The sequence below is a fragment of the Amycolatopsis umgeniensis genome, assembly GCF_014205155.1.
Taxonomy (GTDB): Bacteria; Actinomycetota; Actinomycetes; order Mycobacteriales; family Pseudonocardiaceae; genus Amycolatopsis; species Amycolatopsis umgeniensis.
Map to the genome: position 1 here is coordinate 8,194,759 of NZ_JACHMX010000001.1, position 15,519 is coordinate 8,210,277.

General features: G+C 70.1%; 8 protein-coding genes. 7 read left to right on the forward strand and 1 reads right to left on the reverse strand.

All coding sequences use genetic code 11. The annotated features are described in order from the left end of the window. The 6 genes from HDA45_RS37810 to HDA45_RS37835 are packed head-to-tail and all read left to right on the forward strand — an operon-like array spanning position 1 to position 12,748. Positions 1 to 744 (forward strand): acyl-CoA dehydrogenase family protein, encoded by a 744-nt coding sequence (locus tag HDA45_RS37810; protein ID WP_184903645.1) that lies wholly within the window; start codon positions 1 to 3, stop codon positions 742 to 744. Then, positions 744 to 5,651 (forward strand): non-ribosomal peptide synthetase, encoded by a 4,908-nt coding sequence (locus HDA45_RS37815; protein WP_184903647.1) that lies wholly within the window; start codon positions 744 to 746, stop codon positions 5,649 to 5,651. Before HDA45_RS37810 ends, HDA45_RS37815 begins: the two co-directional genes overlap by 1 nt. Continuing rightward, positions 5,644 to 8,940 carry a non-ribosomal peptide synthetase gene (locus tag HDA45_RS37820; protein ID WP_184903650.1) on the forward strand — a complete coding sequence of 1,099 codons (3,297 nt, stop codon included), beginning with the start codon at positions 5,644 to 5,646 and terminating at the stop codon, positions 8,938 to 8,940. The genes HDA45_RS37815 and HDA45_RS37820 overlap by 8 nt, the downstream gene beginning before the upstream one ends. Continuing rightward, a complete protein-coding gene (locus HDA45_RS37825) occupies positions 8,937 to 10,274 on the forward strand; it encodes a condensation domain-containing protein (RefSeq protein WP_184903652.1) in 1,338 nt (445 codons plus the stop codon). The genes HDA45_RS37820 and HDA45_RS37825 overlap by 4 nt, the downstream gene beginning before the upstream one ends. Further along, on the forward strand, positions 10,271 to 11,497 hold the full coding sequence (locus tag HDA45_RS37830) for an ATP-grasp domain-containing protein (protein WP_184903654.1): 1,227 nt from the start codon (positions 10,271 to 10,273) through the stop codon (positions 11,495 to 11,497). Before HDA45_RS37825 ends, HDA45_RS37830 begins: the two co-directional genes overlap by 4 nt. A gap of 36 nt (positions 11,498 to 11,533) precedes the next feature. Further along, the gene (locus tag HDA45_RS37835; protein WP_184903656.1) at positions 11,534 to 12,748 is read left to right on the forward strand and encodes a cytochrome P450; all 1,215 of its coding nucleotides are present in this window, start codon (positions 11,534 to 11,536) and stop codon (positions 12,746 to 12,748) included. 188 nt (positions 12,749 to 12,936) lie between these two features. On the opposite strand, the gene HDA45_RS37840 is transcribed toward HDA45_RS37835, so the two are convergent. Beyond that, positions 12,937 to 13,806: an NAD(P)H-binding protein gene (locus tag HDA45_RS37840; protein WP_246480924.1), complete on the reverse strand. Its 870-nt coding sequence runs from the start codon at positions 13,804 to 13,806 to the stop codon at positions 12,937 to 12,939. A gap of 249 nt (positions 13,807 to 14,055) precedes the next feature. Between HDA45_RS37840 and HDA45_RS37845 the strand changes: the two genes are divergently transcribed. Beyond that, on the forward strand, positions 14,056 to 15,510 hold the full coding sequence (locus HDA45_RS37845; RefSeq protein WP_184903658.1) for an FAD-dependent monooxygenase: 1,455 nt from the start codon (positions 14,056 to 14,058) through the stop codon (positions 15,508 to 15,510). The last annotated feature ends 9 nt before the right edge of the window (positions 15,511 to 15,519 follow it).

The window sequence follows — 15,519 nt, forward strand, 5'->3', positions numbered from 1 at the left end:
ATGACCTTCACCGATCCGCTCGCCGACCAGTTCCGGCTGTTCACCAGGAACGCGCTGCGGGGAAGGGATCTCGCGGAACCGGAGCGGGTCCTGCTCGCCGTGGCCGACGCGGGGTGCTTCGACTTCGAACTCCCCGCCGAGTACGGCGGGCTCGACCTCGGACTCTCGCCCGCCGCGGCGGTCTTCTATGAGATCGGTGCTTTGCGGGCACCGATCTCGGCGGTCGACCACACCGCCGCGGCCCTGGACGCGCTGACTTCGGCGGGCGGGCCCGCCGAAGTGGCCGACGAACTGCGCGCGGGCAAGATCGCCTACCCGGAGCCCTCGGGCGATGCCTTCGCGTCTCCGTGGTGGTACCGCCGGTTGACCAGGCACGCCGCGTACCTCGCCGGACTGGCCGATGCCGGTTACCGGGCCGCGGTCGCGCACGCGAGACAGCGGACCGTCGGCGGTGTTCCGCTGCTGAGCCGCCAGCTCGTGGCGTCGAGGTGCGTGCGGCTGCTCGGCGAGGTCCGGCTCGCCTCGGCCGCGTGCCGAGCGGCGGCGGGACAAGACGAACCCGACGAAACGAAGGTGCGCCGGGCGCACGACCTCGCCCGCGCGACAGCGCTCACCGCGAGCCGGGACCTGATCCAGTTGCTCGGCGCCAAAGGGCTCACCGAACTGAGCGAAGGGCCAGACCTCTACCGCCTCGTGCACCGGGAAGCGCATCGCCTCACCCCTCAGCCGCAAGGAGAGTCCTGATGGAAGCACCGACCGCAGGGTGGTCGGGTGGTGCGGTCGCCCACCCCGGCCGCACCGTGCTCGACCTGTTCGACGCCGTGGTGGTGGAGCATCCCGCCGAGCGGGCGGTGGCCGACCACGCCACCGCGCTGACCTATCGCGAACTCGACACGCGGGCGCGAGCTCTCGGCCAGTGGCTTCGGTACGCGGGTGTGGGGCCGGGGGACGTCGTCGGCCTGCACCTGACGCCCGGCGCCGAGGCGATCGCCTCCGTGCTGGGCGTACTGCGGACGGGAGCGGCGTATCTGGCGCTCGATCCCGCGCTGCCGTCCGCTCGGCTGACGTCGATGGTGCGGGACGCCCGTCCCTCGATGGTGCTCACCGAGGACCTCGGCACGAAGGCGGTGCAGGCGTTCGCGGCGGGCGGGTCCCGCGTGTCGGTGGCGCCGCGCGAGCTTCCGTGGGCTCCGGCGGAGACGCCTTGGCCGCTACCAGGGCCGGACGACGTCGCGTACCTGATCTATACCTCGGGAACGACAGGCAGTCCCAAAGGCGTGCGGGTTCCGCATCGGGGCCTGGCCAACAGCGCCGTCGAGGGCGCGCGGTGGTTCGAGCTCCGGCCGGGAGCTCGGATGCTGCAGGTGGCCTCGTGGAGCTTCGACGCGGCGGTGTGGGAGATCTGCATGGCGCTGGTCTCCGGCGCGGGGCTCGTCGTCGTCCCCCTCGAGGAAGTCGACAGGGTGCTCACCGACGGCAGTGTCGACGCGGCGCTGCTGACGCCGACGGTGGCTTCGTGGCTGCCCGCGGACAGGCCGCTGACCGTGACCACGCTGGGGCTCGGTGGTGAGCGCTGCGGCGCGGAACTGGTGCGGCGGCTGTCCGACGTCCCCCGGGTGCTCAACTGTTACGGCCCCACCGAGGCCAGTATCTGCGTGGCCGTCCACCAGTGCGTCCCCGGCGAGGACCCGCCGGTGGGCCGGTTGTTCGCGGGAACGCGGGCCTACGTCCTCGACCCCGCCGGCGCGCCTGTCGCCGCCGACGAGGTCGGCGAGCTCCATCTGGGCGGGATCGGCACCGCCTTGGGCTACCACTCCCGCCCCGATCAGACAGCGCGCGCCTTCGTGCCGGACCCGTTCGCCGCCGACGGTACGGACATGTACCGCACGGGCGACCTGGCGTCCTTCTCGCCGTCGGGTGTGCTGCGGGTGCACGGACGGACCGACGACCAGGTCAAGGTACGCGGCGTGCGGACCGAACTCGCCGAGATCGAGAACACGCTGGCCGGTTTCCCCGGCGTGGCCGGCTGCGGTGCCGTGGTCCTCGACGGTGGCGGCGGACCGGTGATCGGAGCCGCCGTCGTGGCCCGTTCGCCCGAACTGGACCTGGCAGGACTGCGCGGGCACTGCGCCGAGACGCTGCATCCGGCGATGGTTCCCGAGGTCCTCGTCGTCGCGGACGCCTTGCCGTTGCTGCCGAGCGGCAAACTCGACCGTGCTTCGCTGCGCGTCTGGCTGCGAGAGCGGTCACCGGAAAAGGCGACCGGGGTGGGCCCCGGACGCGAGTGGGCCGACGAGATCGAGCGCGGTGTCGCCACCTGGTTCGTCGAGTCGGGTGCCGCCGCGCCGGAGGATCCCGCCGACACCCTGCTCGAACTCGGCGGGCATTCGCTGACCGCGGCACGGATCTGCGCGCGGGCAAGGGAATCCTTCGGCGTCGCCCTGCGCATGGGTGAGGTTCTCGGCGCGGCGAGCGTGGCGGGTATCGCCGAGCTGATCCGCGAGGCCGGTGCGCGGTCTCCGGTCGCGGATTCGCCCTTCACGGCATCGAGCGGCGGCGCGTCGCATCCGCTGTCCTTCGGCGAGGAACGCCTGTGGTTCCTGTGGTCGGTCGATCCGGGGAGCAGCGCCTACTGCGTCCCTGTCGACATCACGCTGACCGAGGACGTCGACGTCGCGAGGCTGCGGCGGGCCGCCCGGACCGTGCTCGGACGGCACGACGTGTTCCGGTCCCGCTATCTCCGCGCCGCAGACGGCACGCCGGTGCGGAACGTCGACCTGCTCGCCCCGGAGGTGGGCCTGCTCGATTTCTCCGGCGACACGGCGAAGTTCGACCGTTGGCTGCGCGAGAGTCGCAGCGAACCCTTCGATCTCGAGCACGGTCCACTGGCGCGGGCGGACGTGGTGCGCGTGTCCGGCGAGGTGCACCGGCTCGCGCTCCGATTGCACCACATCACCTGCGACGGTTGGTCTTCCGTGTTGCTGGTGGAACAGATACTCGCCGAGTACCGGGGTGAGGCCGCTCCGGCGGCCGCGGGCGCCGGCTACCACGACTTCGCGCACTGGCAGCGAAAGCGGTTGACGCCGGATCAATCCGAGGAGCTGCGGCGGTTCTGGCGGGACCATCTCGACGGCGCGCCCGCCGAGTTGTCCCTGCCCGTCACCGGTCACCGGGAGCCGAGGCTTTCGGCGCCCGCCGGATCGGTGCGCGTCTCGGTCGGCGAGGCGACGAAGCACGGGCTCGACCAGTGGGCCGTGCGTGAGCAGGCGACCCTTTTTCACGTCCTGCTCACCGCGCTGGGTGTTCAGCTGGCGAAACTGTCCGGTACCACCGATTTCGTGGTCGGCAGCATGGTGGGCACCAGACCTTCGTCCACTTTGGAACAGGTCGTCGGCTTCTTCGTGGACACGGTGCCGATCCGCATGCGGCTCGAAGGCGGGCTCAGGACGGCCGACGCCGTGCATCGGGTCCGCGACGCGGCACTGGCCGCGATCGAACACGTCGAGCTTCCCTTCGACCAGATCGTCCACGCGGTCGACCCGCCACGCAGCCCCGGAACGAACCCGGTGGTGCAGGTGGTGCTGAACATGCTCAACCTGCCCGACGTCGACGCCGGACTCGCCGCCGAAGTCGAGTTCGGCACCGGCGAAGACAGCAAATTCGACCTGACCGTCTACGCCGAACCCGGATCGCACGGGCTGTCGTTGCGCTGGGTCTACCGCACCGACCTGTTCTCGCCACAGCTCGTCGCCGAACTCGCCGAGCAGTACGCGTCACTGCTCACGCAACTGGCGGATCCCGCCGCCCGCACCCTCGCACTCGACGATCTGGTCCTGGACAGCAGTCGCCGTCGGCAGCGAGCGCTCGACTGCGCCCGGCCACCCGAGGCGGTGACCGCCGAGCCGGTGACCGAACGGTTCCGCCGAGCGGCCGCCGAAGCTCCCGAGCGGGTCGCCGTCGAATGGCGGACCGAGGTGACCTACCGGGAACTGGCCGGCAGGGTGGACGCGCTGTCCGGCGCCCTGCGCGAGGCCGCACTCGCGGAGCGCGGGCCTGTGGCGGTGCTGGCGACCAGGACCCCGGCCCTCGCCGTGGTTGTTCTGGCCCTGCTCGAAACCGGAGTGCCCTTCGCCCTGCTCGACAGGGGACAACCGCCGGAAAGGCTGCGGGATCACCTGGACAACCTCGCGCCGAGCGCGGTGGTGACGATCGGGAACGACCAGTCGTGGTCGCCGACGGTGCGCCTGAGCGAGGACGGCGAGCTCATCGCGGCCCACCAGGCGACCCTCGATCGCGGTGCGCGATCGGTTCCGCCCGGAACCGCCTACCTCGCGCACACTTCCGGTACCACCGGCAAGCCCAAACTGGTCCTGGGCACCCGGGCCTCGCTGGATCGTCAGGTGGCGGTGGAATCGGCCGCTTTCGGCATCGACGGGTCGGCGCGGGTGGCGCTGCTGTCCGGTCTGATGCACGACCCGTGTCTGCGGGATCTGCTGGTACCGCTGGCACTCGGAGCCACTCTGTCCATTCCGGACAAGGAATTCGGGGCGGACGGGGAAGCACTGACGAGCTGGCTGCGCGCCGCGGGAATCACCGTATGGCACACCACACCGGGACTGCTGCGCGCCGCCACGGCGGGCAGCAGTTCCCCGGTGACCAGTGTGCGGGTGATCCTGATCGGCGGAGAACCCTTGCGCGGCGACGATCTCGGCCCCGCCTCCCGCTGCTTCCCGCACGCCCGCCTCGTCAACGTCTACGGCACGACCGAGACACCGCAGGTCATGTCCCTCCACGAACCCGGCCCGGAGACCGGAGACGTGGTCGCACTGGGTTCGGGCTCGCCGGGAGCGAGGCTGCTGATCCTCGACTCCGCGGGACGGCTCGCCGGCACCGGCGAACTCGGCGAGATCGCCGTGCAGTCCCGCTACTTGGCGCTCGGTTACCGGGACGAGCCCGGTGAAGGCGCGTTCGCGCCCGACGGTGTCCCGGACGGCGGCGTGGCCGGGCCCTTGTACCTGACCGGCGACCTCGGCTGGTGGGACGCCGAGGGAACCGTCGGTTTCGCCGGCCGCCGGGACGATCAGCTCAACGTGGGGGGCGTCAGGGTCGAGCCCGCCGAGATCGAACGGCTGATCCTGGCGCACCGCGAGTGCGGCCGTGCGGTGGTGCGGGTGTGGGACGGGCGCCTGACGGCGTTCGTCGTACCCGCCGGGGAGCGGGGTGTCGACGAGGCCGAGGTGCGCGAGCGGCTGTCCAGGGCCCTGCCGGACTCGCTGCTGCCGGAACTGGTCGTGGTGAGGGAGTTCCGCCACGACCGCAACGGCAAGTTCGCTCCCGCGCAGACCGCCGCCACGAGGATCGCCGCGACCGGGCTTGCCCCTGCGGCGCAAGCGTTTTCCCCCGTGCAGAGCCGGATCGCCGAACTGTGGGGTGGGGTGCTGAACCGCGAGATCGGCTCCGCCACCGAAGACTTCTTCGCGCTCGGCGGGCACAGCCTGCTGGTCACCAGGATGCTCGCGCTCGTCCGCGACGAGTTCGGGGTGCAGGTCCGGTTCGGGGAGTTCTTCGCCCGGCCCACCGTCGCCGGACTCGCCGAACTTTTGAGTCACCTCTCACCAGCAGTCGACGATTGGGGGATCGGCCGTGACTGACCTTGCGGCACGCCTGGCCAGGCTTCCCAAGGAGAAGCGGGAAGCGCTGCGGCGCAAGCTTCTCGAGGGCAAGGCGGAACCAGTACTGCGACACCTCGCCTCGGACGCGCCCGTCCCGGCATCCGTTCAGCAGCAACAACTCTGGTACATCGACCGCGTCGACGAACAGGGTGCGGCCAACAACCTCGCCTACGTGTGGACACTGCGGGGCCCGCTGGACGCGGCCGCGCTGGAGTCGGCGCTGGCTTGGGTGATCGACAGGCAGGAGAGCCTGCGCGGCAGGTTCGTCTCGGCGGACCCCGTCGACTTCCACGTGGACGAGCGCACCGGCAGGACGCTTCCGGTCGTGGACCTGACCGAGGACGTCGATCCCGGTGCGACGTTCGACGCCATCGCCGAGCGTTCCCGGGGACGGCGGTTCTCGGTGACGGAAGGCCCGCTCTACGAGGCGCGGCTGATCCGGCTGGCCCCCGACGAGCACCGCCTGCTGTGGATCGTGCACCACATCGCCTGGGACGCGGGATCGGTCGGCCCGTTCCTCCGCGACCTTTCCGCCGCGTACCGGCGCTTGTCCGGGGGAGTCGAGCCGGACTCCCCGGAACCGCCGGTGACGTACCGCGATTACAGCCGTTGGCAACGCGACTGGCTCGGGGTGAAGCGCGAGGGGCTCGCCGAGCGATGGCGGACCCGGTGGCGCGGCGCGCCCGTCACGGAGCTGCCTTCGGATCTGCCCCGGCCCCGGCAGCAGACCTTCGGCGGAAAGGCGCTCGACGGGGAACTGCTCGCGCCCGAGTCCCTCGACAGGCTGCGCGCGGTCTGCGCCGAGCACCGGGCCACCTCCTACATGGTGACGCTGGGGTTGTTCGCCCATCTGCTGGGGCGGTGGACCCGTTCGGACGAGGTCACCGTGGGCTCGCCCTTCGACCTGCGCGCGGACCCGCGGCTGGACGACGTCGTCGGGTTCTTCGTCAACATGGTCCCGCTGCGGATCGCCACCGAGCCCGGCAGCAGCCTCGTCGAGCAGATCGCCGTCGCCCGCGACCGTGTCCTGGAGGCCATGGACGACCGGGAACTGCCCTTCTCCGACATCGTGGCCGCGGTGAACCCGCCGCGCGACCCCGGTCGCAGCCCGCTGTTCCAGATCGAGTTCGCGTTCGAGACCGACAGCGCCCGGCAGCTGGAAGTCGACTTCGGGGAGGTCCGGTTCGAGCACGCCAAGCTCCACGACGGTGGTTCCCGGTTCGATCTCTCGCTGATCGTGCGCGAATCGCGCGACCGGATCGGCTACACCGTCGAGTACAACCCGGATCTGTTCCACGAGCGGACGATCACCGCGCTCGTCGACGCGTTCCGTACGGTGATGACTTCGGCCTTGGCCGCGCCCGGACGACCTCTCGACGAGCACGCGCTGCTCGCCCCCGGCGAACCCGCCGAACTGGCGGCGTACGGCGCGGGCGATCCTGTCGCCCCCACGCGAGGGACGGTGCTGGACGTCGTTCGCGGGCACGCCGAGACCGACCCCGGGCGGGTGGCGGTGCGGTACGGCGGAACCGACCTGACCTACGGCGATCTCGTCCGCGAGGTGCGGGCGGTGGCCGGGGCGCTGGCCGAAGCCGGCGTCGGGAGTTCGGATCGCGTGGCGTTGCTGGCACGGCAGTCGACAGCCGCGGTGATCGGGATGCTCGCCACACAATGGCTGGGCGCCGCCTACGTTCCGCTGGACGTCGACGCGCCCCCGGCCCGTCTCCGGACCATCGCCGGACGCGCCGGGGTCACGGCGTGGCTGGTCGGTGACACCGGTGAGGACGAGGTCCTCGCGCGGATCGGCGGGGTCGACGGGCTCGTGCTCGAACTGGGAGCGGCCCGCCGGCGAGCGGAACCGCGTGAACCCGCCGCCACCGAAGCCGATTCCGCGTATCTGATCTTCACCTCCGGCACCACGGGAACGCCCAAGGGGGTGGACGTCCCGCACAGCGCGCTGGCGCATTTCTGCCGGGAGATCAACGAGGCCTATCGCATCGACGGCCGGGATCGCGTGCTGGGCTTCGCGAAGTACAGCTTCGACGTCTCCGTCTTCGAGGTCTTCGCGACCCTGACCGCGGGCGCCACCCTCTGCGTCCCTGATCTCGACCAGCGCCGGGATCCGGCGTTGCTGACCGGTTTCCTCCGCGACGAGGCTGTCACCGTCGCCGAGCTGCCGCCCGCGCTGATGCCGCTGCTCGATCCGGATCTGCCTGAGCTGCGGCTCGTTTCGGTCGGTGGCGAGGCTTTCCCGGGAGCCCTGGTGGCCACGTGGACCCAAGGCGGCCGCGAGTTCTGGAACGGCTACGGCCCCACCGAGACGACGGTGGCGGTGACGTTGAAACAGTGCTCCGGCGAGTGGCCGGTGATGCCGCCCATCGGCAGGCCGATCCGCGGTTGCCACGCCTACGTCGTCGACGAGCGGCTCCGGCCGGTGCCGCCGGGCGCGGTCGGGGAACTGCTGATCAGCGGACCGACCCTGGCGCGGGGATATTTCGGCGATCAGGAGGGCACCGCGAGGGCTTTCGTGACCAGGCCGGAGGGGCGTTCCTACCGCACCGGAGATCTGGTCCGCTGGCGCGGCGACGGGGACCTCGACTTTCTCGGCAGAGCCGACAGGCAGGTCAAGCTGAACGGCCATCGCATCGAACTCACCGAGGTCGAGCGGGTGCTCACGGACCATCCGGAGGTGCGCAGGGTCGCCGTTTCGGTCTGCCGGGTGCCCGATCTCGGCCGCACCATGGCGGCCTTCGCCGTGCTCGAGGAGCCTGCCCCGAAGCCCGACGAAGTGCTCCGGCAAGCCGCGGCGGTGCTGCCCCGGTACGCCGTACCGGCCCGGTTGGTCCCGGTCGGGGATCTCCCGTTGACCGCCAACAAGAAGGTCGATCACGAGGCCCTGGAACGGTTGCTGCTCGAAGCCATCGCCGAGGCGCCGGGCGCGTCCGAAGACGTCCGGGAGCTGACCGAGACCGAACGTGCCTTGGGCGAGGACGTGATCGGTCCGGTGCTGGCCAGGCCGGTGCCGGATCCCGATACCAGCTTCTTCGAACTCGGCGGCAACTCGCTGCAGGCGACCCAGGTGGTGGCCGGTATCGCCCGCCGGTTCGACGTCCAGCTGAGCATCGGCGACTTCTTCGGCACCCCCACCATCCGGGGTCTCGCGGCGATGGTCGACGGCAGGGAACGGCGCAGCGACGTCGTCGACCACCGGCTGCGTGCCTCGATGTTGGCTGTCGAGGAACTGGCGGACCAGCGGGGGACACGGTGATCGATCCGGACGCGATCGAACTCGACGCGCTGACCGAGGCGGACCGTCTGCTGCTCGCCGAACTCCTCGATCGCGAGGACGGCGAGCAGGAGTTTCCCGTGGCGTCCGCGCAGCGGGAGATGCTGACCACCGCGGCCCGCTTCCCCGACAGCCGCGCCGCCGGCATCCACCTCGCCATCCGGCTCGACGGCCGGGTTTCGCTGGAGGGGTTGCGGGCGGCGCATCACACCCTGCTCTCTCGCCACAGTGCCCTGCGCACCGGGTTCCGCGCCGATCCCGATGGTTGGCGACAGGCGGTCTCGGAGGGTGGGGAGTTCCCGATGCGCATCTCGACCGGCGAGCCTCTCGACGACTCGTGCGTGGTCACCGCGTTCGAACGGGCGCGGGAGGAACCCTTCGACCTGCTCGGCGCCGGGCCGCTGGCGCGAGCCGAACTCATCACCGACCGCAATGGTGCCCAGGTCCTGCTGTGGTCGTGGCACCACGCCGTCGTCGACGGTTACTCGCTCGGCTTGCTGTGGAGCGATTTCACCGCGGCCTACCGCGGCGGGCACGAGCAGACCGAGCCGGTGCCGTACGGCGAATTCGCCCTCTGGCAGCGGGAGTGGCTCGCCGGGCCGGAGGCGCGCCGGGCGGCGGAACGCCTTGCCTCCGCCTCGGACAGCTTTGGTGACCTGCCTCCACAGCGGAGCAGGCCCGCCCGTCCCGATATCGGAGCGATGGAACTCGTGGTTCCCGCCGCGGTGCACGACGAGCTGGTCCGCGAAGCGGTCCACCGCGGGCTGACCACGCACATGGTGCTGCTGGCCGCGTACCGGCACGAGGTGGAGGCCGCCGGACTGCTCGGCGCGGCGGCACCGGTGTGGACGCCGCTCGCCGGCCGCACCGACGACCGCTTCATGAGCACGGTCGGCATGTTCGGCAACGTGCTGCCGGTCTTCGGCCGCGCGGGCGGCGATCTCTCGCCGATCAGGGACGGCTGCATCCTGGCGATGGAATGCCAGAACCTGCCCAGGCCGGAACTGCTCCAGACGCGCCCGATTCCCGCGGACGCCTTGTTCGCGCTGCAGAACACGCCCAGCGGGGACGGTTCTCTGCCCGGCGTACGGGTGTCGGTCGTCCGTCCGCCCGGCGTGCCCCCGGTCGCGCCGATCCTCGAGTTCTACAGCCCGCCGGACGAGCTGTTTCGGACGGCGTTGTCGTTCGGATACCGCGACGGAGGGCTGACAGGGGTTTTCGAGTACGACAGAGCCGAGGTTCCCGATTCCGCCGCCACCGCCGTCGTGGCCGGGATCGGGAAGTGGCTGCGGTCGTTCACCGGGGGTGCGCGATGACCGATGGTCACGTCTTGCTGGTCGGCACCGGGCTCGAGCAGTTCCGCAGGTACCTGCTCGAAGGCATCGTCCGCCGTCACCGTGTCGTGCTGCTCAACCCCACACCGGTCACGTGGCAGCGTGCCTTGGTCGCCGATCACGCGGAGGTCGATTTCACCGACCAGGCCGCGGTTTTCCGCGCGGCGAAGGAACTCGCCGCGCGCAACGAGATCAACGGTGTGCTGACCTGGGACGAGAGCCTGCTGGAGCACAGCGCCCGGATCGCGGAACAACTCGGCGTTCCGGGGCTCCCGGTTTCCGCGGCGCTGGCCTGCCGGGACAAGGCGCGTCAACGCGAGCTGTTCGCCCGGCACGGGGTGCCCTCGGCCCGGTTCCGCACCGTGGACACGGTGGGCGAAGCACTCGACGCGGCCGTCGAACTCGGCTATCCGCTGGTGGTGAAGCCGCGCGCATTGGCAGGCAGCATCGGGGTACGGCTGGTGCGTGACGACGGGGAACTGCGCGAGGCCGTCGAGCGGGCGGGAAGCGCGCACTACCCGGGATTCGGCGGCACAGGCGGACTGCTGCTGGAGGAGTACCTGGTCGGCACCGAGATCAGCGTCGACAGCTGGGTGCTCGACGGCACCGTCACCCCGTTCGTCATGGCGAAGAAGATCGTCGGGCTCGCCCCGCACTTCGAGGAAACCGGGCATCTGGTCGGCGGCGCGCTCGGGCTGGCCACGGCCGAAAAAGCCCAGAAAGTGGTGGCTGCCGCCAATCTCGCCCTCGGCGTCGACCACGCGGTCACCCACACCGAGGTGATGCTCACCGCCGACGGTCCCCGCCTGATCGAGGTCAACGGCAGGCTCGGCGGTGACCTCATCCCGTACCTCGGCGAGCTGGCCGGCGGGATCGAGGCCGGCGCGATCGCCGCCGACGTGGCCGTCCACCGTCGTCCGGAATCCCTCGCCCGCCACGCGAGGCTGGCCGCGGTGCAATTCATCTACCCGGACCGGGAAATGCGGCTGGACGGCGTGCGCATGGCGCCCGAACTCGAAGAGGCGCCGTGGATCGAGCGATGGGGCGTGCTCTTCCCGCCGGGGAGCGAATTGTTGTTGCCGCCCAAGGCATATCTCACCCGAGCGGCGTACGTGGTGTGCACCGCCGACGACGAGAGCGGCTTGGCCGCCCGGATGGCCGAGATCCGCGCGGGCGTGGTGCCGTTCGGGCCCGCCCTGGTCTGACCGTCCACTGAAACCCGACGCCGACGGAGTAGCCGCATGACCATGATCACCCTGACCGACATCGACGTACGGTCGCCGGAGTTCTACCGGAACCCGTACCCCTTCTACCGGTTGCTGCGCGAGCAGGACCCCGTGCACCACATCGCCGAACTGGGTGTCTGGCTGGTGACCCGCCACGATCTCGTGACCGAGGTCTTCGCCGACCAGCGGCGGTTCGGCAAGACCTGGCCGGAGGGCACGGCACCGCTCGACGGCCCGCGTCCGGAGGAATTCGCCGCTCTCGACGAGATCCCCGTCGACATGCTGGACTCCGACCCGCCGGACCACACCCGGTTGCGGAGGCTGGTGTCGAAGGCCTTCACACCCAAGGCTGTCGAGCAGCAGCGGCCGAGGATCGCCGAAATCGTCGACGAGCTCATCGACGAGATGCTGGGCAAGCCCCGCTTCGATCTGGTGCGGGACTTCGCCATCCCGATCCCGGTCCGCATCATCGGCGAGATCCTCGGCGTCCCGGCCGGGGACTACACCCGGTTCCAGAACTGGACCGTGGACTTCGTGCGCAGTTTCGACGTCACGCAACCGCAAGAGGTCAAGTACAAGGGGATGGCCGCGCATCTGAAGCTGGTGGAGTACTTCGACGAACTGGTCCGCGAGCGGCGCGTGGCTCCGGGTCCGGATCTGATCAGCTCGTTGATCAAGGTCGAAGACGAGGGCGACAAGCTTTCCCGCGGCGATCTGCTGGCCATGTGCGTCCTGATGCTGTTCGGGGGATACGAGACGACGTTCACGCTCATCTCCAACGGGACGAGACTCCTGCTCGAGCACAAGGAACAGCGAGAGCTGCTCCTTGCACGGCCGGAACTCGCCCGGCAGGCGTGCGAGGAACTCGTCCGCTACGAATCCCCCGTGCAGCGCATCGGCTACATCGCGCGATACGACCAGGAGTTCGGCGGCAAGTCCCTGCGCAAGGGGGACGTCGTGCTGGCCTGCATCGGCGCGGCCAACCGAGATCCGGCGGTGTTCGAGGAGCCGGACCGCCTCGCCCTCGACCGGAGCAACACCAAACAGATCGCCTTCGGCCGCGGGCTGCACTACTGCATCGGCGCGCCGCTGGCCGTCCTGGAGGCGGCTGTGGCCATTCCCCGTCTCCTGGAACGCGTTCCGCGGCTGACGATCCTCGACGAGACGCTGGACTGGGCACCGACCTCGGCGCACCGCAGGCTGCAATCACTCACCGCGAGCGCCGGGTGAACCCGTAACTCACGTGATCAGACACGGAACTCGCGTGATTGGGCACGGAACTCGCGTGATTGGGCGCCGCGTAGCCTGATCGGCTTCCAGTCACGTGAGTTCCGTGTCTGATCACAGGAGTGCGGTCCCTGATCACGCGAGTCACGCCTTGGCCCGTGACCGTTCTTGAGGGTGAAACGGACCTCCCCTCAAGAACGGAAGGCGCCGGCGTTCTCCTCGGCCCACCGCGCGAACGTGCGGGGCGGACGCCCGGTGACCTCCTCGACGGTGGGGAGCACCTGCGTGTCGGCTTCGGTCAGCACGCCGCCCTGCAGGCCGAGCAGCGACTCGACCATTTCCTCCGGCATGAAGCGGCGCATCTGATCGGCCGCTTGCTCCGGAGTGACCTCCTGGAACGTGAGCTCCCTCCCGATGGCGGCGCCGATGGCGGCGAGTTGCTCGCGCGGAGAGATCGGCGCCGGTCCGGTCAGGGCGTAGGTTCTGCCCTCGTGGCCCTCCTCGGTGAGCGCGCTGAAGCCCACCGCGGCGATGTCGGCGGGGTGGACGGTGGGGAGCTGGACATCGCCGTACGGGGCGTGCACCACGCCACCGCCCTTGATCTCCGGGATCCACTGCTTTCGGTTCGAAGCGAACTGACCCGGCCGAAGCACGGTCCAGGACAGTCCGCTCTCCGCGACGGCGCTTTCGGCCTGCAGGCTGCTGCGGCCGATCATCAGCTCCGGATGGGTCCCCGCCGCTCCGGACGAGATCAGCACCACGTGCCGCACGCCAGCCGAGCGCGCGGCGGCGGCGATCTCACTCTCTTGGCCGGGCCCGGGCAGGACGAGGAAGACCTTGTCCACTCCCTTGAACGCGGCCGCCAGCGATTCGGGCCGGTTCAGATCGCCTTCCACGACCTCCACGGCGGCCGGGAACCGGGCTTTGCCCGCGTCCCTGGTCAGCGCGCGCACCGGGAAATCGGCTCGGTGCAGCAACTCGACGAGTTCGCTGCCCACGTTCCCGGTGGCGCCGGTTACCAGGATCATCATCTCCCCCTCCGGGACGACTGGTATCACCATGAGCGTAAAACCTGATGTGAACATGAGGTCTGCTCGATGTGACGCAGATCACTGCCATTCACTGACCCGCGGAATGGCTGTCTTCATTGTTCTTGCTCTGACAAAACTTTGCGTAGCCCTGACATTGTCGGATTGACACTGGTCTCTTTTGCGGAGCAGGATGGAAGCCTGATTAGGTTGTTCATTCGCCGAGTCGGATCAGGCGCCGATCGTGGGGGTGTGCGCCGAATCGATCGAAACGTGGGGGAAATGGAAACCGAAGTCGTCGTGGTGGGCGCCGGTCCGACCGGCCTCATGCTCGCGGGTGAGTTGCGTTTGGCCGGTATGGACGTCATCGTGCTGGAACGCCTGGAAAAGCCGACCGGACAGTCGCGTGGTCTCGGCTTCACTGCACGCGCCGTGGAGGTGTTCGACCAGCGGGGATTACTGCCCTGGTTCGGGGACATCGAAGTGAATCCGATCGGCCATTTCGGCGGGTTGCCGCTCGACTACAGCGTGCTGGAAGACTGCCATTTCGGCGCGCGCGGAGTTCCCCAATCGCGTACCGAACAGGTGCTCGAGGAATGGGCCACCGATCTGGGCGCCGACATCCGCCGAGGGTGGGAGCTGACCGATTTCACCGAGACGGCGGACACAGTCGTGGTCGAGGTGAATTCTCCGGCGGGCCGCCGGGAACTGCGTGCCGAATACCTGGTGGGATGCGACGGCGGACGCAGCGTCGTGCGCGGGCTGGCCGGGATCGCGTTCCCCGGAACACCTGCCACGCGCGAGATGTACCTCGCCGACGTCGTCGGCTGCGAAATCCGACCGAGGTTCACCGGGGAGCGGGTGCCCGGCGGCATGGTGATGAGCGCGCCCCTGGAACCCGGGGTCGACCGCGTCATCGTCTGCGAACGGGGCGCGGAACCGGGAGAGCGCACCGAGCCGATCGAATTCGCCGAGGTGGCCGCCGCGTGGCGGCGGCTCACCGGTGAGGACATCAGCGGGGGCGAGGCGTTGTGGGTCAGCGCTTTCACCGACGCCACCCATCTCGCCGACGAATACCGGCGCGGCCGGGTGCTGCTCGCCGGGGACGCGGCGCACACCCATCTGCCCGCCGGTGGGCAGGGGCTGAGCGTCGGTGTGCAGGACGCGGCCAACCTCGGCTGGAAGCTCGCCGCGACCGTTCGAGGCCGCGCCCCGGAGGGGTTGCTGGACAGCTATCACACCGAACGTCACGCCGCCGGCGCGCGGTTGCTGACGAACACGCGGGCACAGGGGTTGCTGTACCTCAGCGGGGACGAGGTGCGGCCGATGCGGGAGTTACTGGCCGAACTGATGGAATTCGACGTCGTCCGGCGCCACCTCGCAGGGATGACCAGCGGCTTCGACGTCCGCTACGACATGGGGGCCGGCACGCATCCCTTGCCGGGGGCGCGGATGCCCAACCTGGAACTCGTCGTCGGCGCGGGCCGGACGACAGTCGCGGAGCTGCTGAGAGGCGGGCAGGGACTCCTGCTGGACCTCGCCGAATCCGCCGAGGCGCGCCGGGTGGCGGCCGGCTGGCACGACCGGGTCGACGTGATCCGGGCGAAGCCCGCCGAGCCGCTCGCCGGCCTGGAGTCCGTGCTCATCCGGCCCGACGGCCACGTGGCCTGGGCCGCACCGGACGAAGCGGACCTCGGGACGAGCCTTTCCCGCTGGTTCGGCGCGCCGATTTCCTGAAAGTGAATT

Coding starts and splice junctions, on each gene's coding strand:
- HDA45_RS37815 (WP_184903647.1), top strand. CDS start 744: ATGGAAGCACCGACCGCAGGGTGGTCGGGTGGTGCGGTCGCCCACCCC.
- HDA45_RS37840 (WP_246480924.1), bottom strand. CDS start 13,806: ATGGTGATACCAGTCGTCCCGGAGGGGGAGATGATGATCCTGGTAACC.
- HDA45_RS37810 (WP_184903645.1), top strand. CDS start 1: ATGACCTTCACCGATCCGCTCGCCGACCAGTTCCGGCTGTTCACCAGG.
- HDA45_RS37845 (WP_184903658.1), top strand. CDS start 14,056: ATGGAAACCGAAGTCGTCGTGGTGGGCGCCGGTCCGACCGGCCTCATG.
- HDA45_RS37830 (WP_184903654.1), top strand. CDS start 10,271: ATGACCGATGGTCACGTCTTGCTGGTCGGCACCGGGCTCGAGCAGTTC.
- HDA45_RS37835 (WP_184903656.1), top strand. CDS start 11,534: ATGACCATGATCACCCTGACCGACATCGACGTACGGTCGCCGGAGTTC.